Here is a 21157-nt window from a genome sequence, read left to right on the forward strand (position 1 = left end):
TAGCACTTCAATTTAATCTCTATTCTTATATAGCAAATGTTTTAAATTTTTATTTAGTGATAAATATACTATATACACAATAAAGGAGCGATGAATTATGGCTGAAGAAATTAAACAAGGTACAAATAAATTTTATGTTGGCGAAGATGAAAACGATCCTAAAGCAGTAATCACATTTAAAACTGCAGATAATAATGAAATTGATATTGATCATACTGGTGTTTCTGATGAACTTGGTGGACAAGGACTTGGAAAAAAATTAGTATATCAAGTTGTAGACTATGCTCGTAAAAACAATTTAAAAATTATTGCTTCTTGTCCATTCGCAAAAGATGTTCTTGAAAAAGATGATAGCGTACAAGACGTATATTTAGGTTAAATTGATAAAGTAGAAGTAATAAGGGGGATAAATGTTTATTTCAATTTATCCCTCTTTTTTAAATTTTTATCTTGAATATACTTTTTATATCAGTTATAATAAGTATATTCAAAAGAGAGAAAAGCGGGGAATTAACTATGACATTTCATGATAAAACTGCAACACAAATTACAAATATTAATTTAAACGTCAAAGATTTAAACACAATGATTGATTACTATACAAACATTTTAGGATTTAATGTATTATCACAAAGCGACGAACAAGCTATTCTGGCAATTGGTAAAAGTGGACACACTTTAACTTTAAATGTACTTAAAGATGGCAGACAACCTAGTGCATCAGAAGCCGGACTATTCCATATTGCTTACTTACTTCCTACTGATACTGACTTAGCTAACTTCTTATATTACGTAGCTAATAAAGGTATGAGAATTGGTGCTGGAGATCATCTTGTAAGCCAAGCACTTTATTTCGCTGATCCAGAAGGAAATGGCATTGAAATTTATAGTGACCGTCCAAAAGATGGTTGGATTTGGAATGACGGATTCGTCAAAATGGATACTTTAGAAGTTGATGGACCTACATTATTATTAGAAAGAACTGAAGATGGCTGGGATGGTATGCCTGATGGTGCTAAAATCGGACATTTACATTTAAAAACTAATAGTTTAGAAGATGCTAAATCATTCTATATAGATCAAATTGGTTTTGAACATATTTCTAAATTCCCACAAGCACTATTTATGTCTACTAATAAATATCATCATCATTTAGCTGCTAACACTTGGCAATCAAGTAAAAAACGTGAAGATAATGATAATAGCTATGGATTATCTGGATTTGATATTTATAAACCTAATCAATCAAGCGAAATTTTAACTTCACCTGAAGGACTTACTGTACAATTACATTCAGATGAATCAAAAGTACCACAACAATAACTTCAATATAAACATAAAGCCAGTCCAAGACATTGTTTAAGTCTTGGACTGGCTCTTATTATATATTCACAAACCTCAGAAAGTATTAATATATATTAATATAATCCATTAGTTTCATTTGAAGTATCGATATAAATATTTTTTACTTGTTGATAGTTTTTAATTGCGTCTTTGTAAACTTCACGACCGATACCTGATTTTTTATATCCGCCGAATGGTGCGCCAGCTGGAATTTGGTTATACGTATTGATCCAGATACGACCTGTACGCATTGCTTTAGCTACATTTAATGCACGGTTTAAATTAGTTGTAAAGATACCACCAGCTAGTCCATATTCTGAATCATTAGCAATATCAATTGCTTCTTGTTCATCGTCAAATTTTTCTACTACTAGTACAGGACCAAAAATTTCTTCTTGTGCTAATCGATGACTATTATCTTTTAGTTCTATAATTGTTGGTTCAAAGAAGAAACCTTTATCTCGTCCATTATCAGTAAGGCGATGACCACCTGTTACAATGTTAGCACTTGAATCTTCTTCAGCTAGTTTGACATAGTTTTGGATTTTTTCTAGTTGTTCTTCACCAGTTTGACTTCCCATTTTAACATCATCTGCAAATGGGTCACCTACTTTAATATTTTCAAATGCTTCTTTTAATTTTGGTAATAATTTATCATAAACTGATGATTGGACAAGTAATCTAGATCCAGCACTACATACCTCACCTTGGTTGAATAGAATACCTAATTGAACACCTTCAATAACTTGATCAATATTAGCGTCATCAAAGATGATATTAGCACTTTTACCACCAAGTTCTAATGTAGTTGGTACAATACGTTCAGCACCTGCTTTAGCTACGCCATAACCAACGTCTGTAGAACCAGTGAATGATAATTTATCAACACCTTCATGATTGAATATAGCATCACCAGATTCAGAACCTTTACCAGTTAATACGTTAACAACACCTTTAGGTAATACTTCTTGGAATATTTTAGCTAATTCAATTAATGTTAAAGGTGTAGATGATGAAGGTTGAATAACAACAGTATTACCTGCAGCAAGTGCTGGTCCTAGTTTCCATGATGCAAGTAAAATTGGGAAGTTCCATGCCACAACTGCACCTACAACACCAACTGGTTCATTTACTACTAAACTCATAGTATTATGATCAATTTCATTAACTGAACCTTCATCAGTAGTTAAAACACTTGCGAAATATTTAAATTGGTTAGCCGCCATTGGTACATCTATAGTAGATGTTTCACGATAAGGTTTACCATTTTGTAATGATTCGATAGTTGCTAATCGTTCAGCATTGTCATGAATTTTACGGCTAATTTCTAATAAATAATCAGCACGTTCTTCTTTAGAAATTTTACTCCAAGCATCAAAAGCTTCAGTAGCCGCTGTTACTGCTTTATCAACGTCACCTTTACCTGCTTTAGCTACTTGAGCTAATTCTTCTCCATTTGCTGGATTAGAAACTGTTAATGTTTCTCCACTTTCACTTTTATGAAACTCGTTATTTATAAATAAGCCATAGCTTTCATCTATATAATCTCTTACGTTAATATTTGCCATCGTATCCCGTCCTTTTATAATTTTTGAAATACTGTAGGAAATGTATTAAACAATATATAAAGTTATATCGAAAATGTAAACGTTTACTTTTCCTTAGTTATCATTCTACATCCATACGCTATGATTAAAAAATAATGTGCTCACAAGGATGTACACTTTAAGTTTACCCTGCAACATATGATTCTATTCATCAACCCAAAATAAGAGCGATGATTGAAATAATAATTAAATCGAATTATTTCTCACCGCTCTTTCTTCACTTAAAAATATTTATTTACTCAAACCACTCAATGACATCGTTATAATTTTGACGAACTTTACCGTGTGGTGGTTCATCAGCACGATAACCAAATGCTGCCATTACAGAAATACCAAAATGATCTGTATCTAAAATACCTTCATCTTTTAAAAGGGATGTCACTTCATCTAAATCAAAGCCTTCCATTGGACAAGAATCAATGCCTAAAAGCGCTGCACTTGTCATCATATTTGCTAAAGCAATGTATGTTTGTTTACTTGCCCAATCAAACAATGTTCTTTCGCTATCATTAATATGGAAATTAGTTTGGAAATTATCAAATTTTTCATAAACTGCTGGTAATGTACTTTCCTTATAACCTTTAACACCTTTTACTAAATCTTGAACGAATTGAGATTGAGACGTTACATTTTTACGCGCAAGTACGATTACAAAATGGCTTGCTGAATCAAGTTGTTTTTGAGCGCCCCAACTGTAAGGTTTCAATTTGTCTCTCAATACTTTATTTTGCACAACTACAAACTTCCATGGTTCTAAACCTAATGAACTTGGTGACAATCTTCCCGCTTCCAAAATTGTTTCAAAATCTTCTTTTGGAATGATTTTTTCAGGATCAAATTGTTTTGTTGCATGTCTAAAATTAAACGCATCTATAATTGTTTGATTCATATTACTCATAAAGGTACCTCCATATTATTATTATGGATATTATATCTTAAAAGATGCTCTCTCTAAAATAATTGAACTAATTCATATTTTAATGCTTGTTAACATACATTTGTAATTAAACATATAAAACTATTTCTATTCAGATTTCAAAAAAACTAATTTTTAACTTGATTTGTGAAAAGATTCACAATATAATGTGGATGTAGGTTATAGTTTTACTTATTTTTTATATCATACTATTTGTTAAACAACTTTTTATAATTTTTGAAATGGGGTAATTTCATTATGACAAGAATAATGTTTTTCGGTACTAGAGAATATGAGAAAGAAATGGCGTTAAACTGGGGTAAAAAGAATAATATAGAAGTCACTACTTCACCTGAATTACTTAGCAAAGACACTGTTGATCAACTTAAAGATTATGATGGTGTTACGACAATGCAATTCGGTAAACTTGAAGACGAAGTTTATCCTAAATTAGAATCTTATGGCATTAAACAAATTGCACAGCGAACTGCTGGATTCGATATGTACGATTTAGAATTAGCTAAAAAGCACGGTATCATTATTTCAAATGTACCTAGTTATTCACCTGAAACTATTGCTGAATACTCTGTATCAATAGCATTACAATTAGTACGTAAATTCCCTGCTATTGAAAAACGTGTACAAAATCACGATTTCACTTGGGCAGCACCTATTATGTCACGTCCTGTTAAAAACATGACTGTAGCTATTATCGGTACTGGACGTATTGGTGCAGCAACTGCGAAAATCTATGCTGGTTTCGGTGCAACAATCATTGGTTATGATGCTTATCCAAATGAGTCACTCGATTTCTTAGAGTACAAAGATTCAGTAGAAGAAGCTATTAAAGATGCTGATATTATTTCATTACATGTACCAGCAAATAAAGATAGCTATCACTTATTTGATAAAGATATGTTTGCCAAAGTAAAAGAAGGTGCCGTGCTAGTTAATGCTGCTCGTGGTGCCGTATTAGATACAAAAGCTTTAATTGACGCTGTTAATAATGGTCCTTTATATGGAGCAGCTGTTGATACTTATGAATTTGAATCACCTTACTTCACATTTGATTGGACTAATAAAAAAGTTGAAGATGAAACGTTATTAGAACTCATTGAAAATGAAAATATTTTATTAACACCTCACATCGCTTTCTTCTCTGATGAAGCCGTTCAAAATCTTGTAGAAGGTGGATTAAATGCTTCATTATCAGTTATCAATACAGGTACTTGTGATACACGTTTAAATTAAGTATATAAATAAAATGCGACGAAGTGATTCATTTAGAGTCACTTCGTCGCATTTTTATTATTTATGATTATCAAGTACCATTGTTTCAATTGTTGTTAACACGCCTTGCTCATCATTACTTGGTGCAACGTCATACGCTATATCAAACAATGAGGCGTCTTGACTATTTTTCATTACATAACTATATTGCGCTAGTTCTAGCATGTCCTTATCATTATTTGCATCACCAAAAGCCATCAATTCAGAAGGTTCTAATCCCCATAATTCAAGCAATCTATGTAAAGCTTGTCCCTTTGTCATATTTGGCATAATAATATCAATACTATCATGACCACTTGATACTAATTTGATAGTTTCTGGGAAACGTTCTTGTAAATCTTTATCTAATTGTGGATGTGTTTCTCTATTAATGTTTAAAGCTATTTTGACATATTCATCTTCAGGTAAATTTTGTAATTGGGATATTTCGCTTAATTGATGGTAATAAAATTTTGTATCCTCTTTAAAATCTTCTGGTGTGTCTTCTAAAATATAGGCACTTTCTAAACCACATACAACTAATTGATTAATTTGTCTTTCTAAATTTAAATAATCAATGACGTCTTGATAATCTTGATGATTAAAACTTCGATATTGATATAATTCGTTACCTTTATATATCACTGCCCCATTTTCTGCAATAAAAAACATGTCTCTCTCACCAAAAATAGACTTTAACTTTGCATATTGATTTCCACTAGCAACTATAAATTCTATGCCTTTACTTTTTAATTCTTTAAAAATTCGTTCGAAACGTTCTTTATCGAATTGTTTTTTTGAATCTAAAAATGTCCCATCCATATCAACGGCAATTGCTTTAATCACATGTAGTCCCCCTATCTCATCTTTATCCTAATTATAGACAACATTTCAAAGACAATGAAGATGACCTATTCAGACTGAAACTATATTCACAATTTGAAATTACTTTCATTATTGAAAAATAAAAATGATGAACACCTTCACCATTGATTCATAAGAAGTTGTTCATCATCTAAATATCTTTTCTATTTAATTTCTTTCGCGACAAATATTTTACGTTTTTCCCAAACTCCAGTTTCTTTATTATAATTATCACAAGTAATCAATGTTAATTGATTTTTTTCACCTTTGTGTTCATCTAATACTTTCACATCAGATGGATCAACATCTCTTATACTTGTCATTTTATATTTTCGTGTCTCATTACCAACTTTAAAGTAAACTTTACTTCCCTTTTTGGCAGCTTTCAAATTAGTAAATTGATAATGTGGTCTGTCAGTAAATGTATGACCTGCAATAGAAATATTTTGATCGCTTAGAGATTCGTTACCTTCCGCAAAGCTAACACCACGATTTAATTGTTCTGGTGTAGCTGGGCCAGGGTAAACTGGCTCTTCAATTTCAGCATCTGGTACTTTAATATATCCAGCCATTTTAGATTTATCCTTAGGAATTTCTGGTGTTTTATCTTTGGAATGTTCACTTTGTTTACTTTCTGTTTTATCATATTTTTCGATTTTATCGCTATTATCTTTTTCATGGAAATAATTATCAATATGAGGTTTAGCAAATAAATATATTGCTACTAATATTAAAATGACACCGACTATAGTCATTAATCGATTTGTCCATTTTTTCATAAATGTTTCTCCTTTAACTAAAAACGATATCATTGAGACCAAATTTAGCTATACTTTTATTTTGCTTTTAGTATATCATTAAACATTGTTCACTACATCATCTTTGAATAAAATTTTGTTTTCATTTAATGATACAAAATTCAAAATATATAAATCTTGCAATCTTTATTTAAATAGTTTCTAATTGATTGAGAGGTGATTAAGATGATTAGAGAAGCGCAAAAATCAGATTTAGAGGCTATATTAACTATATATAATGATGCGATTATTAATACTACTGCAGTATATACGTATGAACCCACAACTATAGAAGAACGTATTCAATGGCTTGAAAATAAAAAACAGAAAAATGAACCTGTTTTTGTTTTTGAAGAAGATAATATCGTTCAAGGATTTGCAACTTATGGTTCTTTCAGAGATTGGCCTGCATACCTATATAGTATTGAACATTCAATTTATGTTCACCCTGACTATAGAAATAGTGGTATTGCGTCACAATTATTATCAAAATTAATTGAGGAAGCACAACAAAGTGGCTATCGTACAATTGTTGCAGGTATAGATGCTTCAAATATAGGTAGCATAAAATTACATGAGAAATTTAATTTCAATCATGCTGGCACTATTAAGCAAGTAGGTTATAAATTTGAACAATGGCTTGACCTTGCTTTTTATCAACTTGATTTATATAACATAAAATGAGATTAAGTCAGATTGAATATCCATTACTTAACCTCACTAGCTTTCCCTATTTTCAATAACAAAACAAATGTAATAAAACATGAACACAATGATCATACTTAGCGATAATGATTTGAATAATAAATTCACCCAAGTTCCCTCTGATGTCCACAAATACGTTATCGTTGTGTTAATGATGAATGCTATAAAAATTAACGTTAAACGTAGCATTGCACCAGCCCCTTTAAAATTATTTTATTTATTGGGATGTGCAATTGCAATAAGTTTTTTTAATCTTCAGAAAAATAAATGATTATATTTCCATATATTAATAAAAACATATGAAAAAAGCACTTAAGTACCAGAGTTATCCGGCACTTAAGTGCTAAATTATGATTAATGAATTAGTTGTTTTTTACCATATCTTCAGCTTCACCAAAGATTTTACGTTTAATTTCTTCACCAGTTGGTGTTCCTGCTAAACCACCTAAACCAGTTTCACGTAATGATGCTGGTAAATTTCTACCAATTTTATCCATAGCGCTAATCACTTCGTCAACAGGTATTCTACTTTCAACACCTGCTAATGCAAGGTCAGCTGAAATTAACCCATTACCTGAACCAATTGCATTTCTCATAACACAAGGAATTTCTACTAGTCCAGCAACTGGGTCACAAACTAGACCTAACAAGTTACTGATAGCTAATGCCATTGCATGACCTGATGCTTCTGGAGAACCACCAAAAATTGCTACTGCTGCTGCAGCTGCCATTGCTGATGCAGAACCTACTTCTGCTTGGCAACCACCTGTTGCACCTGCAACACTAGCATTATTAGCAACTACTCTTCCGAATAATGCTGCTGTAAATAAGAAATCTACCATTTGATCTTCAGTAATATTATGCGTTTTTTCTAATTTAAATAGTACGCCTGGGATTGTACCCGACGATCCAGCTGTAGGTGTTGCACAAATGATACCCATTGCTGCATTGACTTCATTAGTTGCTACCGCACCTTTAACTGCTTCAATCATTTCATGACCTGATAGCGCATGATTATTTTCGTTATAATCACGTAGTTTTGCTGCGTCATGTCCAGTATAGCCTGTAACACTTTCTACACCTTCGCCCGTAGTACCTTTAACTACAGCATCTCTCATTACTTCTAAGTTTTGTCTCATGTTTTCACGTACTTCATCACGTGAAAGTCCTTTAAGTTCCATTTCTTCTTGGATCATGATTTCTGCAAAGGACATATCTTTTTCAACTGCATAATCTATAGTTTCTCTAATTGAATCAAACATTTTGAATCCCCCTTAATTAATATAGGAAACGGTAAAATCACTGTATTTGTCTCTTAATGTGTCTAATGCTGATTCTTTGATTGCTTTATTTAATGGTAACACTACTAAGCTTTTATCATCATTAATTTGAGTTAATTCATCTTTGTATTCAATTGACATATCGTTTAAATCGTTAATTAAATGATTGATTTGCGCTTTATCTGCCGGTCCATCTACAGTTAAAATCGGTAAACCATGATTCATTTTCGTTTCTAAACCATTAACATGGATACCTTTTATCTTGATAGTTCCGCCACCAATTGAAATACCGATAACTTCTATATAGCGTCCGTTTGCATCTTTAGCTTTGATGAAAGCACAGTTTGGATGTTCTCCAATACTTTCTCCTTCATCTTCAATAATTTCTACTTCAATGCCTTCTTCTTCTGCGATGTCTAATGCTTTTTTAATTCTATTATCAAATGTACTATAACCCATTGCACCACCGACAACTGCAACATCTGTGCCATGCCCTTGATGTGTTTTGGCAAATGATTCATAATAACGAATTTCTAAACTTTTAGGTACATCGCCTAAAACTGCTCTTGCTGAGTTTCCGATTTTTACTGCTCCGGCTGTGTGAGAGCTTGATGGACCCATCATAACTGGTCCAATAATGTCAAACGCACTTTGATAATCATAGCTTTTAGCCATCACTAAACACTCTCCTTAAGTTTGTTCTTTTTGCTCGGTACATTTAAACTTAAATTCATTAAATTGAATTTTTTAATAATCATACTCATGATAAACGCTAGTATTATACTTACAATAGCTACAATTACAATTGTAATAATCGCTCTAACTGGTTGGTTGAAACCGAATAATACGATCGCACCAGCAATTGGTGTTGCCATACCTTTAACGCCGATGACTACGCCCATAAATGTCACGATACAAGCGTTAACCATACCTATTATTGCATTTGAACCGTAAAGCTGTACTGGATATTGTGCGATTAAATCAATTTGAGTTAATGGTTCAATACCAACTGCAAATGCTTTAGATTTACCACCAATTTGTAATCTACTGAATAATACGTAGTTTACAAATGAACTTCCCATACATGTCATTGCACCAATTGCCATCGGTACTCCTGTTAGTCCTAATAAGCTTGTTAATACCATTGAACTTAATGGTGTCATACCTGTTACTGGTATTACGAGTCCTAAGATAATTGCTAGTGCATATGGGTTATTGTCGCCAACTGAAGTTACCGCACTACCAATTTGTTTAAGTGTAGCCATTACTCCTGGTGTAATAACGCTTGCTAAACCAAATGTAATTGCTGGAGCCAATAAAATAACAACAATTAAATCTAGTCCTTCTGGAACTTTTTTCTCTATTAATTTAATTCCAAAAGCCACAATATACGCTGCAATAAATGCTGGTAATAATTTGAAATCATGTAATACTAAACCAACAATAACTGCAAACACTGGAGATACGCCTAAATTTAAACAAGTTAGTATACCTACTGCTATACCACTTAAGCTTCCTGCTAAATCACCAATTTCTTGCAAAAATTTAATGTGGAATACGCCACCAATTGCATAACTTAAAAACGCTTGAGGTAAAAACGTTGCACAAGCAGCTCCTGATAAAGCTTGCAACCCCTGTTTACCATATGGCGCGAATTTTAAGAATAGCGTCATAATTACAAGTACTAATACTAAAGTACCCACTCCTAAGATAATATTCATTTCCCCAAAACCTCACTTTTATATTTTTAAGCCATAGTTATCGTACACCCTTAAGAAAGCGATTTCAACAACTAAAAAGGTTTAATTAAGACTAAAATGTGAAATCATTCACGAATTAATTGTAAAATGCACATTATATAAACTTAATACGTTTATATAGTAATTCTATTAGTGGTTTGTATTTTACATGAAAATAACTCTAATTGTAAAATCACTCTATTTCGTGTAACATTTTTACAACCATAATGGCGACTTAACTATTCTAACGCTTATACACTAAATTTGTAACAAATTGCTCGCAATTTTTTAGAGATTTTTATCACAAATTTGTGTAATAAATATTTATAAAGTGAATTCTTACATTATACTGAGGTTTTACACTTAATCAAAACGTTTCATACCTTCTCATTCCATTAATAATTACCATAATTAAATAAAACGGCGTGGTTACAAATTTCATTTTGCACCACACCACTTCATAATTTATATTATCGAATTAACTTTGCTGTTATGTCTTTAGTTTGTTTATAGATATCTTTATATATATTGAAATAATATTGATATTGATGATGTCTGTCTTTATTAGGTTCGAACGTTGTATCTGTTTGAATAAATTGCTCAACACATTCTTCAATAGAGTTATACCAACCTAATCCATATGCTGCAAGTATAGCAGCTCCCATGCTTGGTCCTTCTTCGTGTTTTAATTTTTTAACTGATGCATTGAAAACATCAGCTTGTAATTGTAACCAAAAATCACTTTTTGATCCGCCACCGATAGAAACTACGGCATTTATGTCTTTACCTTCTTGTCGAATCAATTGTATAGATTCATACAGTGAATACGTAATGCCTTCAATCGTTGCTCTAACAAAATCTGAATGTTGATGTTGATCACTGATACCAATAAAACTTCCTCTAATTAGTGCATCACCATGTGGTGTACGTTCTCCAGCTATATATGGGGTAAATAGCAATCCATTGGCACCTATCCTAGATTGTGATGCTAGTTTTATAAGGTTGTCGAAGCTTTCATTTTCAAAGAACGTATCTTTTAACCAATTTAAACTATGACCTGCTGCTAAAGTTACGCCCATCGCATAATAAGTGTTAGGAATCGCATGATTAAAGAAATGAAGATTATTTCCATATTCTGTTACACTTTGATGTTCTACATTTAATATTACACCTGACGTACCAATACTACACAACGTTTCTCTATCATGAATAATACCTGCCCCTAAGGCACCACATGCATTGTCTGCACCACCAGCAAAAACAGCTACGTCTTCATTTAAACCTAACTCACTAGCAATTGAAGGTAATAAATAGCCTACACTCTCATGTGAATTAATAAGTGGCGGATATATATCACCAATTTCAAACTTATCGCCAATATCTTTATTCCATTGATTAGTCTTAGGATCTAATAACAATGTTCCAGCAGCGTCACTATATTCCATATGTATTTGACCAGTAAGTCGATAACGCAAATAATCCTTAGGTAACATAAAACGATCAACCTGTTTCCAAATATCTGGCTCATGTTGTTGCACCCATAACATCTTTGGTAATGTGAACCCTTCTAAAACAGGGTTACCATTTACTCTATTACCTAATTTGTTGATACTTTGCTTACATTGCTCTGAATTTCTTGTATCATTCCATAATATTGCGTTTCGTAATACGTTACTTTGTTGGTCAATCATGACTAAACCATGCATTTGTCCTGAAAATGACATACCTTTGACTACGGTATCTTTCATTTTAGAAGATGCTAGTAAACTAGAGATGGCATCTTTTGTTGATTGAAACCATTCTTCAGGATCTTGTTCGCTGTAACCATTATGTTCTTGTATTAATGATAACGATGAATTGGTCACATCAAGAACATTACCTTGTCGATTTACTGCTATCACTTTAACAGAACTTGTGCCTAAATCTACTCCGAGAACTATTTCATCCATTTATCTCACACCTTTTATTTTATAACATTAAACAATCTAGTTACTGGTGTTGCCTTAGATAATCAATACAACTCTATCTAATTAATATTTCATACTGTTTCATCTTAATATACACACTAAAAACTGTCTATTTAATGTTAATGAGACTTGTTATTCATTAATAAGAATCTTTCAAAATAAAAAGGGTAAATATAATAAATCAAATTAAATCTACTCACAAAGGATGAATGTATATGAATCATAATCAATTTGAACATTTAAAATATATTGATGTGGGACTTTATGCAACACCAACAACTGAATTACCTTTCGACTCTAGATTTGAATTTAAATCATTAGTTTTACAACGAGATTCTGAAAATGTCATCATTTATCACTCTTCTCATTTGAAAGAATCAGAAAAGGATATTAACGCTTTAGGCGGTGCAGATAAAGTGTTAATGAATCACGATCATGAATCTTTAGGTGGTAGCAAAAGCATTGATGTACCTTATTTTATAAATGAAAATGATGCTTCAGCTTTAAAACCTAGTATTCCTGTCGAAGGTTATCTAAATCAACGCGAAATGTTATATGATGATTTAGAAGTGATTCCAGCCCCTGGCCATACACCTGGAACAACATTATATTTATGGGATAATGGTAAACATCGCTATTTATTCACTGGTGATTTCCTATGCTTTGAAGGTGATCAATGGCGTACAGTTATTCTAGGTTCAAGTGACAGAGAACAATCAATACAGAGCCTTGAAATGATTAAAGAATTAGACTTCGATGTACTTGTTCCTTGGGTCACAATCAAAGAAGGACCACTTGCCTACTATGTAAAAAATGATGAAGAAAAGCGCCAACAAGTCCAAAATATTATTGATCGAGTACGTAATGGTGAAAATGTTTAATAAAGTATAAAAGAAAAATAGGGTGATATGACGTAGCATCACGATAATGTTTGAATTCATCGAATTCATTAAGTTGAATTGTTTCAACGATTTCATTAACATGTCGCGACATATCATTTGTGGGAATATGGACTGAAGTTTCCATAGGTAGCGTATGTTGAATCATGTTATAATCTTTATACATAAGTCACTTCGTTTATTTAGTTTAGTGATGTTTATTAAATTATACGAAAGTGCCTTATTTTCCCAAAGTGTTTTAATGTAAAATTACATATAAATACGTAGTATTTATGGCAAGACTCCTGAGGGAACAGTACTAGTTGAAGACCTTAGAAATTCTCACAGATTTATCTGTGTAGTATTTCTGGCTGAAACTGTACCCTCGGAAAGTGTAGACATACAATACGAAGTATTGGGTATAAAGTAAGCACTAAGATGATTAAAATAAATCATCTTAGTGCTATTATTTTAGTATTTATTTCACAGCCTGTTGTAGATATATCTTATCTGTTACCAACGTCTGAACCGACGTCTACTTTCTTACTTTTCTTGTCGTATACTGCTCCTTGTACACTACCAAAGTTTGGATCATTTCGTTTTTCCTTCACACCATATCCAAGATTTTTGAAAATCTCTAAGTCTTCGTCACTCGTAGCATTTTCATAATAAATGGTACCACCATCATTGTAGAATCTTGGTTTGTCGACCGCTTCTTGTAAGGTACCGTCACCTCTTAAATAATCGACAATGACTTCATTTAACATTGTTGGAATTTTGTTACCACCAGGAGTACCAATACCCATATAGAAGTCTGTACCTACTATAATTGATGGCGAAATAAATGAACGTGGTGCTTTATGTTTTTCACCATAGTTAGGACTTGCTTGAGATTTAGAGAAGTCTCCTAATGAGTTGTTCATATAGAAACCTTCCTTCATAAAGTCACCTGAACCAAAGTAACTTGATAATGTATTGGTAGTACTCGCAACTTTACCTTGCTTATCAATAACAACAAAGTGTGTTGTACTAGTATTATCTGTTTGAATTGGATTAAAATCACTTCCACCTTCAGCTGTTGTACCTACATTTACTTTGTTCAATTCACCTAGTAAATAATCATCTGATAAATGTTCTTCGCTACTAGGTTCCGCACCATTTACAATGTCACGATTGCTATACATAACATCACGAGATTCTAATATACCTTTAATGTAGCTATTACGATCAGCAGTACCTTGATTTTCTTGTTCATCTATTTTTAATCCTTGTAGTGTCAATGTTCCTCCTAGAGGATTTGAAGCTGAATAAACTTTGTTTCCTAAGTACTCTGTACTTACTGGTTCTTTCTTTTCAGTTTTAAATGTATTGAAATCTTTCTCTGTTAATTGATTATCCAATTGTTTAGAGATACTTTTACCTACATCTTTATAGAAATAATCTGGACCTTTATCACGAATTTTCTTCAATGTATCCGCTAGTTTATCTTGTTTAACAACATCGCCTTCACGGACCGTTTTCTTACCTTTAAAGAATGGTGAATTACGATCAATTTTAGAACCATATATTTTCAAACTACGTTCTAATTCTGAATCTACTTCAAATCCATCTTCAGCAAGTGGAATAATATAACCAAAGAGTTTCTTCTCATCCATCTTACCTTCTTTTTCATGCATATCATGCATACCTCTTACGAAACCAGGCGTACCAATTTTATCTCCTTGTTTATAGTTATAAGAAGAATATGTTTTATATTCATATAAATTTGGTACTTGGCCTTCTGTACCATCATAAGTTAATGTGGCGCCACCACCACCTAGACCAGATGAATGAGGTTCAGTAACCGCTAATGCATATGATACTGCGAAAGCAGCGTCTGTTGCATTTCCACCATCTTCAATAACCTTGTTACCTATTTTAGTAGCAATCGCATTGTTAGTTGCCACACCATAGTTTTTATTTCCAGCCTTTTTATGATTTGTTATTTTGTTCTCGTATAGTTTATCTTTATCAATCTTTTCATCTTTCGTAAAATAGTAAAATACAAACGAAATAATGATGGTCAAGATTAATATGACAGTCAAGGTTGCTTTATTATATATGTTCATTCCTAACTTGCCCCTTTTGAAAGATATTGCTGTTCTCCATTTTTCAATTCTTGCTGTTCATAACTATCTAAACCTTCATTTGCTCTTGCGAATATGACGAGTAGGAAAATAATTACTGCAATAACGATTACAGTGATCGGCAGCCAATGTTTTTTAATATTCAAATGTATAACCTCCATCGTCAGCTTTTTTTAAATCAATTGATTGGTCTTTAATATTATTGTAAAAGCGTCTTTGGTCCATTTTGTTCATATCATCTTCAGAAATTTTACCGTCTTTCGATTGAATTGGTGTGAGATGGAACTTATGTTTTTTATCTTTCCAATCATCTTGTACAACCATACCTTTTTGATTTTTCGATAAGAAATCATCTGATGTTGTATTTCCCAGGCTATAAAAAATAGGAGTGTTCTTGTATTTTTCGACTTTTTGAATAACTGAATTATGTCCAATAATCACATCTGCTCCTGCTTTGGATAAAGCATGCGCATATTCTTTTTGACGATCTGTAACATTTCTTTCGTTTGGAATTCCCCAGTCAACATTAACTACTACATAATCATTATTTTGTTTTAATTTTTTAATTAATGGATAAAAAATGTCTGGATCCAAACTGATAGATGTCGTATTTTTAAGTGGTTCTGCATAATTTGATTCTACATCTGTAAATGATACATTAGCTATTTTCTTACCTTTAACATCTTGTTGCACGGTTTTACTATTAATAGGGTTAGAACCATTCCCCGTTAGGAAATTATACCCAGCTTGCGATTCTACCTTTTCCATCAAGTCTCTTGCAGTAACATTATCCGCAGTCTGATTAATTAAATTTACACTTTTAATGTTCTGCTTTTTCAAGAACATGATGTTTTCTAAATTTTTCTCAATCTCTTTCTTAGAATCTTTAGCAAAGTCATTCACTAACAATGAGGCCGTTGAAAAGTCACTATTCTTCAGTGGCTCTTGTAACCCTGAAAATACACTATTGAGATTATTTTGACGTATATGTTTATTTAATGTGATATTACCCAAATAGGTCATGCGAACGCTGTTTGGATCTTTTGCATCACTTTTCACAGGTACCACTTTAACTGCGCGAATAGCGAAGACTATTAATACTAAAGCGATAAGAAGAACTATGGCTGTGTATAAAGTGTTTCTACGTTTATGACGTTTAGATTGTTTGAGCAACCATTCGCTTGGTGTTAATCGTTTTTTCTTTTTCATTGTAATTACGCGCTCCTTGTTCTTGATTAATTAATAAAACTGTATAAGAACAAGATGACATATGTAATACATGTTAATAACATAGTAGATGATAATGTTATTACAACACCTTGTTTTTGAATTGTGTTCGCGATAATACCAGGAATAACTACCCCAATACCAGACACTTCGACCATTTCAAATGGGGTTAATGGATATATCAAATCAAATATAAATTTTAATACCATACCTGTTAAAATCATGGCAGCGAATTTTCTTCTACCATATAAAATAACCCATTTACTAATACCGTTGTTTACAATAAAGAATGTTAAACAACTGATAATTAATACTGATAAAAGCATGATGGGTTGATCAAAAATTAATGCTAAATAACCAGGTACTACCAGTCCTGCTGGATTAATACCAAATTTCTCAGCGAATATAAGACTGAGAACAACACCTACAAATAAGGAGAAATATAATTCTGAACCTATCATTTTATTCTATCCCTTCTATGAATTCCGCTATTCTTCCACCTGGTCCGTGTATGTTACCTACACAAAAGACAAGTGCATTGTCCGCTTCTTTCATAATAGCTTTTTCTATTTCTGTAAAATCTTGTCCTTCAAAATTTAAATATTTCTTATCAGGTAATCGATGCATCAAATCTGATACCATTTGTGTACTTTTTCCGGTACAGATAAGCGTATCGTATTCCACATCTTCTAAGAAATCTTCAACAAACAATTTAGTTCTATCAATTCTATCTGAACGACAATTTAATATGACGATTTTCTTACTATAAGGATAATTGTATGATTCTACTTTATTTAATATCGCTTTCGTAGATTTTGGCTCATTAGCAGCAAATGCATTAACAAAAACATTTTTCGTGTTATTTGCATGGAAATATTTAATTCTAACTGCACCTGGATCTGCAGGCGCATTTAACATTCCTTCTAACGCTGTTTCACTATCAACGCCTACTGCTTGGGCAATGCCTAATACAATAGCCACATTATCTGGAAAGACTAAATAATCAAATTTTCTTAAGTATGATTCAGGTATTTTATCTTTATCAACAACAATTAATTCTGTTTTACGTTTTTTAGCTTCTTTAGCAAAAAAGTCTGTAAACTCATCTTTCATAACAACCAATTTCCCTTTATAAGGAATGGTTGCGGTAAACGCTTGTGCTACATCTTTTAGTGTCGGTCCTAATACATCCATATGGTCTTCCATTACATTAACGATAACGCCCACGTTAGCTTTTACTAAGTCCTTCTGGAATGTAATTTGATAGTCAGGATTGACAGCCATACATTCATTTACAAGTGCATTGGCTTTTTGTTTAACAACTTTACGAATGATATCTCTTTGTTCACCTATATTGGCACCTTGAGGTTTTCTTATTACTGGATACTCTTTTTGAGTAAACCAATACATCATTCGTGCGTCTGTTCCTGTTGTTTTCCCTATGACTCTATAGTGATCTTCTCTCAATACACTATATGCCATTCGAGTAATAGTTGATTTACCTCGAATACCATTAATATTAATTCGTATAGGGATTTTCTTAAGTCGATTCGCATGGCGCCTTTTTTCTTTAATACCTAGCCATAGAATCAACACAACACATATTGTTATGAGAATCACGCTACAATCCCTCTCTTTTCTATGTATATTGAATTGTTAATGGAATGGAAATTTATTTTTCTCTATAAAGTATGAAAAAAATCTATCCAATTATTAAAACGCTTCCATTAATATAAATCTTATAAAAACAATTAATCAAAAGTCAATATATATTAAATATTCACTTAAAACTTAAAATAAAAAATTACTTATCTATAACTTATAGTAGTAGACTATCATTTGGTTATTGATTCAGTTTTAACTCTTTTAATTAACCATTAAAATAATGTAAATAAATGTAAAGGCTTACTTGAAGAATAGGACATATTGTTAATCATTTAGACTGTATTTGGTTACTAGCCTTGACATACCTTGTATTGAGAAAGACATATATTTTTTACTAGGAATTTACATTAAATTAAAAAACAAATGTTAAATTAAGAGTGTAGTTACTCAGACCTTAGGAGGAGAAGAATGGAAAAGTCAGTTAAATTTGCTATTGGAATTTATTTAGCAGCTATTTTAATAGTGACAACACTTTACTTATCATTCATTCTAGTTGGAAGTTTACAAGGAAAAGACATGAGCAATTCTGTATTAGATACAGATCACACTAAAATAAATAATAAAACACGTAATAGCGATGAAGCCGTAGACTCTAGTTTAAAAAATGAAGATGCTTCATCAAAAGAACATTCATATACATCTACAAATTATAAAAATGTTGATTCTAAAGACTCAAATCAGCATCAATCAAAACAAATAGATAACAAAACAGCGAATTCAAATTATCAAACATATTGATAAATGAATTCGCTGTTATACTCAATGTAAACCCACTCATTTTATAAGGAGTAGGGTTATTTTTTTATAATAATTTGTTTAAGTTGATTCAAGACGTCTTCTCTTTCCGGAAGAGGAAATATAGGATAAATATGAAACAAATTGTCACCTTGTATAAATTCATGTTCAATCCCTTTTTGATCAAGCATTTGGGATAATTTAAGCGCGTCAGGATATAATGTTTCTTTAGTACCTATGACAATAGTCAAGTGACCGAGATGGTTTATATCACCATTAATAGGTGAAATTCTATAGTCATCTAAAGGCGTATCCCCTGCCCATAAACCTGCTAAGTATTTACTTCCATCAATACCTAACATTGGGTCTATTTGTTCATATTTTTTCGTTTCTGGATTACTAAATGTAGCATCTAACACAGGTGATAATAATACAATATGTCCTGGTTGTGGTAATGATCTATCATTTAATGATTGTGCAAATGATAAGGCAATTTGACCACCTGCTGAATCACCCATAACAATAAGTTGATCCGGATTATCTACTTTATTAAGTAAATTTTGATAAATTTTATGGAGGAGTACCTCTGTCGTTATATAATCTCTATGTGGCACTTTAGGATATATAGGCATTACTATTTTAGCGTCTAACGTTTCTGCAAGTAAGTCTATAAATTCAAAGTGATAATCTAAAGGATCTTGAAACCAAGCGCCACCATGAATATATAATACTGTCCTTTGTTGTCGGTCACCTTGATTGTTAACAACATAAACTAATGAACCAAAGTAATCTTGGATACTAACGTTATGGTTAAATTCATATTCAGTACCTGCATACTTACCCGCAGTTTCATCTTTGGTCTTTTCAAGTGCTTTTTTAGCGCCTTCAACACTATCGAACGTGCTTTTCATTCCATTTAATCGCATCATTTTTTCTTGAACGAAACTACGATAACTTCTCTGTTCTTTGACTTTAGCGAATAATATACTACCTACTAAAGTAGAACTTATCACAGCTAGAACTTTCTTGAACATTGAAATCCACCTCCTTTATCCTTTACTTCTATAATATAATAATTTCGAATTTTTCGCGTTATAAAAGTCTTTTTAAGTTTATTTAATATTCATAAATCCGTTACCTAAAACGTCTCTTACATCATGAATAACAAGAAATGCATTGTCATCATAACGGTTAACAATTTTCTTTACTGTAGCAATCTGACTTTGAGATACTACTGCATATAATATATCTGTATTATCTAATTGATAAGCACCTTTACCATCTAACAATGTTGATCCTCTTCCAGTAGCTTGGTATATTTCAGAACTAATATCTTTATTATGATCTGAAATAACTGTTACTGCTTTTTTAGGATTAAATCCTTCTACTACAAATGCCATCGTTTTTTCGACAATAAATAGCATAACGATTGTATATAGTACATTAGTGATAGGCAACACTAGTAAAAATGATAGTACTACCAATGCGTCTAATATAAATAACGCTTGGGATGTTTTAACTTCTGAATATTTACTTATAATACGTGCAATGACCGATGTACCACCTAATGTACTTCGTGATGCAATAACTAGGCCTGAACCTATACCGATTAATACACCAGCAAAGACTGCATTAATAAAGTTTTCATTAATTCCTAAACTAAAACTTTTAGTTAAATCTAAGAAAATGGAGCTGGCTGTAATCGTAATCACTGTATAAATTGCCGTCGTTTTACTCAAATATTTCCAACCAATGATAATTAAAATAGCATTAATGAGGAAAGATGTAAGCGCCGGTGATAAACCTAGGGTATATTTTAATACAAGGGACATACCAATAGCGCCGCCCTCACCAAGGTTACCAGGTATCACAAAACTATTTACACCGAGCGCAATTAATAGTGTTCCTACAAGACAGAAAACTGTATTTTTAATATGATAAGTACGAGAATGTTTTGCCATTTTAGCCTCCTTCTGTAACACTGCTTAAATCGTTACTATCGTATTTTTATATAAAAATTTCACACGTTTTCTATCAT

Annotated in this window: 22 protein-coding genes and 1 pseudogene; 6 read left to right on the forward strand and 17 right to left on the reverse strand. The window is 32.0% G+C overall.

Features of this window, described 5'->3' with window-relative positions; genetic code table 11:
- The first annotated feature begins 97 nt into the window (after nt 1-97).
- Together LFT63_RS07525 and LFT63_RS07530 are read left to right on the forward strand one after the other, a co-directional pair.
- Complete coding sequence (locus LFT63_RS07525; RefSeq protein WP_017636545.1) at nt 98-379, forward strand: GNAT family N-acetyltransferase; 282 nt, start codon at nt 98-100, stop codon at nt 377-379.
- A gap of 137 nt (nt 380-516) precedes the next feature.
- Nucleotides 517-1323 (forward strand): VOC family protein, encoded by an 807-nt coding sequence (locus LFT63_RS07530; protein WP_017636546.1) that lies wholly within the window; start codon nt 517-519, stop codon nt 1321-1323.
- Between the two features lie 95 nt (nt 1324-1418).
- On the opposite strand, the gene LFT63_RS07535 is transcribed toward LFT63_RS07530, so the two are convergent.
- On the reverse strand, nt 1419-2912 hold the full coding sequence (locus LFT63_RS07535; protein WP_119623111.1) for an aldehyde dehydrogenase family protein: 1494 nt from the start codon (nt 2910-2912) through the stop codon (nt 1419-1421).
- Between the two features lie 274 nt (nt 2913-3186).
- Nucleotides 3187-3849, reverse strand: coding sequence for an NAD(P)H-dependent oxidoreductase (locus LFT63_RS07540; RefSeq protein ID WP_017636548.1), 663 nt, complete (start codon nt 3847-3849; stop codon nt 3187-3189).
- Between the two features lie 276 nt (nt 3850-4125).
- Here LFT63_RS07540 and LFT63_RS07545 point away from each other — a divergent pair, with 276 nt between their 5' ends.
- Nucleotides 4126-5118: a D-lactate dehydrogenase gene (locus tag LFT63_RS07545; protein WP_340768557.1), complete on the forward strand. Its 993-nt coding sequence runs from the start codon at nt 4126-4128 to the stop codon at nt 5116-5118.
- A 57-nt stretch (nt 5119-5175) separates the two neighbouring features.
- Here LFT63_RS07545 and LFT63_RS07550 read toward each other — a convergent pair whose 3' ends face one another.
- Both LFT63_RS07550 and srtA read right to left on the reverse strand, forming a co-directional pair.
- Nucleotides 5176-5982, reverse strand: a complete 807-nt coding sequence (locus tag LFT63_RS07550) for a Cof-type HAD-IIB family hydrolase (protein WP_340768559.1) — start codon at nt 5980-5982, stop codon at nt 5176-5178.
- Nucleotides 5983-6164: 182 nt separating this feature from the next.
- Complete coding sequence (gene srtA, locus LFT63_RS07555) at nt 6165-6779, reverse strand: class A sortase SrtA (protein WP_029056096.1); 615 nt, start codon at nt 6777-6779, stop codon at nt 6165-6167.
- 204 nt (nt 6780-6983) lie between these two features.
- On the opposite strand from srtA, the gene LFT63_RS07560 reads away from it, so the two are divergent.
- Nucleotides 6984-7481 carry a GNAT family N-acetyltransferase gene (locus tag LFT63_RS07560; RefSeq protein ID WP_029056095.1) on the forward strand — a complete coding sequence of 166 codons (498 nt, stop codon included), beginning with the start codon at nt 6984-6986 and terminating at the stop codon, nt 7479-7481.
- A 36-nt stretch (nt 7482-7517) separates the two neighbouring features.
- Here LFT63_RS07560 and LFT63_RS07565 read toward each other — a convergent pair whose 3' ends face one another.
- The 5 genes from LFT63_RS07565 to xylB all read right to left on the reverse strand — a co-directional run bounded on the left by LFT63_RS07565 (nt 7518) and on the right by xylB (nt 12470).
- Nucleotides 7518-7691: a hypothetical protein gene (locus LFT63_RS07565; protein WP_340768562.1), complete on the reverse strand. Its 174-nt coding sequence runs from the start codon at nt 7689-7691 to the stop codon at nt 7518-7520.
- Between the two features lie 173 nt (nt 7692-7864).
- Nucleotides 7865-8764: an L-serine ammonia-lyase, iron-sulfur-dependent, subunit alpha gene (gene sdaAA, locus LFT63_RS07570; protein ID WP_017636553.1), complete on the reverse strand. Its 900-nt coding sequence runs from the start codon at nt 8762-8764 to the stop codon at nt 7865-7867.
- A gap of 12 nt (nt 8765-8776) precedes the next feature.
- A complete protein-coding gene (gene sdaAB / locus LFT63_RS07575; RefSeq protein WP_017636554.1) occupies nt 8777-9457 on the reverse strand; it encodes an L-serine ammonia-lyase, iron-sulfur-dependent subunit beta in 681 nt (226 codons plus the stop codon).
- Between the two features lie 2 nt (nt 9458-9459).
- Nucleotides 9460-10503: a PTS sugar transporter subunit IIC gene (locus LFT63_RS07580; protein ID WP_029056094.1), complete on the reverse strand. Its 1044-nt coding sequence runs from the start codon at nt 10501-10503 to the stop codon at nt 9460-9462.
- A gap of 488 nt (nt 10504-10991) precedes the next feature.
- Nucleotides 10992-12470, reverse strand: coding sequence for a xylulokinase (xylB, locus tag LFT63_RS07585; protein ID WP_340768564.1), 1479 nt, complete (start codon nt 12468-12470; stop codon nt 10992-10994).
- Between the two features lie 233 nt (nt 12471-12703).
- Here xylB and LFT63_RS07590 point away from each other — a divergent pair, with 233 nt between their 5' ends.
- The gene (locus LFT63_RS07590) at nt 12704-13369 is read left to right on the forward strand and encodes an MBL fold metallo-hydrolase (RefSeq protein WP_340768565.1); all 666 of its coding nucleotides are present in this window, start codon (nt 12704-12706) and stop codon (nt 13367-13369) included.
- Nucleotides 13370-13376: 7 nt separating this feature from the next.
- On the opposite strand, the pseudogene LFT63_RS07595 reads toward LFT63_RS07590, so the two are convergent.
- From LFT63_RS07595 to pgsB, 6 genes and pseudogenes are all read right to left on the reverse strand, one after another.
- Nucleotides 13377-13553 (reverse strand): annotated as a pseudogene (locus LFT63_RS07595) (IS5/IS1182 family transposase); the annotation flags it as partial.
- 319 nt (nt 13554-13872) lie between these two features.
- Complete coding sequence (locus LFT63_RS07600; protein WP_340768567.1) at nt 13873-15474, reverse strand: gamma-glutamyltransferase; 1602 nt, start codon at nt 15472-15474, stop codon at nt 13873-13875.
- Between the two features lie 2 nt (nt 15475-15476).
- Entirely contained in the window at nt 15477-15638 is a 162-nt protein-coding gene (locus tag LFT63_RS07605; RefSeq protein ID WP_340768569.1) for a hypothetical protein, read from the reverse strand.
- Nucleotides 15628-16701: a CapA family protein gene (locus tag LFT63_RS07610; RefSeq protein ID WP_017636561.1), complete on the reverse strand. Its 1074-nt coding sequence runs from the start codon at nt 16699-16701 to the stop codon at nt 15628-15630. The genes LFT63_RS07605 and LFT63_RS07610 overlap by 11 nt, the downstream gene beginning before the upstream one ends.
- 26 nt (nt 16702-16727) lie before the next feature.
- On the reverse strand, nt 16728-17180 hold the full coding sequence (pgsC, locus tag LFT63_RS07615) for a poly-gamma-glutamate biosynthesis protein PgsC (protein ID WP_002450119.1): 453 nt from the start codon (nt 17178-17180) through the stop codon (nt 16728-16730).
- A 1-nt stretch (nt 17181) separates the two neighbouring features.
- Entirely contained in the window at nt 17182-18339 is a 1158-nt protein-coding gene (gene pgsB / locus LFT63_RS07620) for a poly-gamma-glutamate synthase PgsB (RefSeq protein ID WP_026083444.1), read from the reverse strand.
- Nucleotides 18340-18792: 453 nt separating this feature from the next.
- Between pgsB and LFT63_RS07625 the strand changes: the two genes are divergently transcribed.
- Entirely contained in the window at nt 18793-19122 is a 330-nt protein-coding gene (locus LFT63_RS07625) for a hypothetical protein (protein WP_029056088.1), read from the forward strand.
- A 56-nt stretch (nt 19123-19178) separates the two neighbouring features.
- Here LFT63_RS07625 and LFT63_RS07630 read toward each other — a convergent pair whose 3' ends face one another.
- Both LFT63_RS07630 and LFT63_RS07635 read right to left on the reverse strand, forming a co-directional pair.
- Nucleotides 19179-20153 (reverse strand): alpha/beta hydrolase fold domain-containing protein, encoded by a 975-nt coding sequence (locus LFT63_RS07630; RefSeq protein ID WP_029056087.1) that lies wholly within the window; start codon nt 20151-20153, stop codon nt 19179-19181.
- 78 nt (nt 20154-20231) lie between these two features.
- On the reverse strand, nt 20232-21080 hold the full coding sequence (locus LFT63_RS07635; protein WP_046467001.1) for a YitT family protein: 849 nt from the start codon (nt 21078-21080) through the stop codon (nt 20232-20234).
- Nucleotides 21081-21157: the final 77 nt, after the last annotated feature.

Source organism: Staphylococcus sp. FSL H8-0121 (assembly GCF_038008425.1).
GTDB lineage: Bacteria > Bacillota > Bacilli > Staphylococcales > Staphylococcaceae > Staphylococcus > Staphylococcus pasteuri.

What these genes read in the sequence shown, in the direction of transcription:
- LFT63_RS07590 (WP_340768565.1), top strand. Translation starts at nt 12,704, where the DNA reads ATGAATCATAATCAATTTGAACATTTAAAATATATTGATGTGGGACTT.
- LFT63_RS07600 (WP_340768567.1), bottom strand. Translation starts at nt 15,474, where the DNA reads ATGAACATATATAATAAAGCAACCTTGACTGTCATATTAATCTTGACC.
- LFT63_RS07530 (WP_017636546.1), top strand. Translation starts at nt 517, where the DNA reads ATGACATTTCATGATAAAACTGCAACACAAATTACAAATATTAATTTA.
- LFT63_RS07540 (WP_017636548.1), bottom strand. Translation starts at nt 3,849, where the DNA reads ATGAGTAATATGAATCAAACAATTATAGATGCGTTTAATTTTAGACAT.
- srtA (WP_029056096.1), bottom strand. Translation starts at nt 6,779, where the DNA reads ATGAAAAAATGGACAAATCGATTAATGACTATAGTCGGTGTCATTTTA.
- LFT63_RS07560 (WP_029056095.1), top strand. Translation starts at nt 6,984, where the DNA reads ATGATTAGAGAAGCGCAAAAATCAGATTTAGAGGCTATATTAACTATA.
- LFT63_RS07630 (WP_029056087.1), bottom strand. Translation starts at nt 20,153, where the DNA reads ATGTTCAAGAAAGTTCTAGCTGTGATAAGTTCTACTTTAGTAGGTAGT.
- sdaAA (WP_017636553.1), bottom strand. Translation starts at nt 8,764, where the DNA reads ATGTTTGATTCAATTAGAGAAACTATAGATTATGCAGTTGAAAAAGAT.
- LFT63_RS07545 (WP_340768557.1), top strand. Translation starts at nt 4,126, where the DNA reads ATGACAAGAATAATGTTTTTCGGTACTAGAGAATATGAGAAAGAAATG.
- LFT63_RS07580 (WP_029056094.1), bottom strand. Translation starts at nt 10,503, where the DNA reads ATGAATATTATCTTAGGAGTGGGTACTTTAGTATTAGTACTTGTAATT.
- LFT63_RS07635 (WP_046467001.1), bottom strand. Translation starts at nt 21,080, where the DNA reads ATGGCAAAACATTCTCGTACTTATCATATTAAAAATACAGTTTTCTGT.
- LFT63_RS07535 (WP_119623111.1), bottom strand. Translation starts at nt 2,912, where the DNA reads ATGGCAAATATTAACGTAAGAGATTATATAGATGAAAGCTATGGCTTA.
- LFT63_RS07565 (WP_340768562.1), bottom strand. Translation starts at nt 7,691, where the DNA reads ATGCTACGTTTAACGTTAATTTTTATAGCATTCATCATTAACACAACG.
- LFT63_RS07625 (WP_029056088.1), top strand. Translation starts at nt 18,793, where the DNA reads ATGGAAAAGTCAGTTAAATTTGCTATTGGAATTTATTTAGCAGCTATT.
- xylB (WP_340768564.1), bottom strand. Translation starts at nt 12,470, where the DNA reads ATGGATGAAATAGTTCTCGGAGTAGATTTAGGCACAAGTTCTGTTAAA.
- LFT63_RS07610 (WP_017636561.1), bottom strand. Translation starts at nt 16,701, where the DNA reads ATGAAAAAGAAAAAACGATTAACACCAAGCGAATGGTTGCTCAAACAA.
- LFT63_RS07525 (WP_017636545.1), top strand. Translation starts at nt 98, where the DNA reads ATGGCTGAAGAAATTAAACAAGGTACAAATAAATTTTATGTTGGCGAA.
- pgsC (WP_002450119.1), bottom strand. Translation starts at nt 17,180, where the DNA reads ATGATAGGTTCAGAATTATATTTCTCCTTATTTGTAGGTGTTGTTCTC.
- sdaAB (WP_017636554.1), bottom strand. Translation starts at nt 9,457, where the DNA reads ATGGCTAAAAGCTATGATTATCAAAGTGCGTTTGACATTATTGGACCA.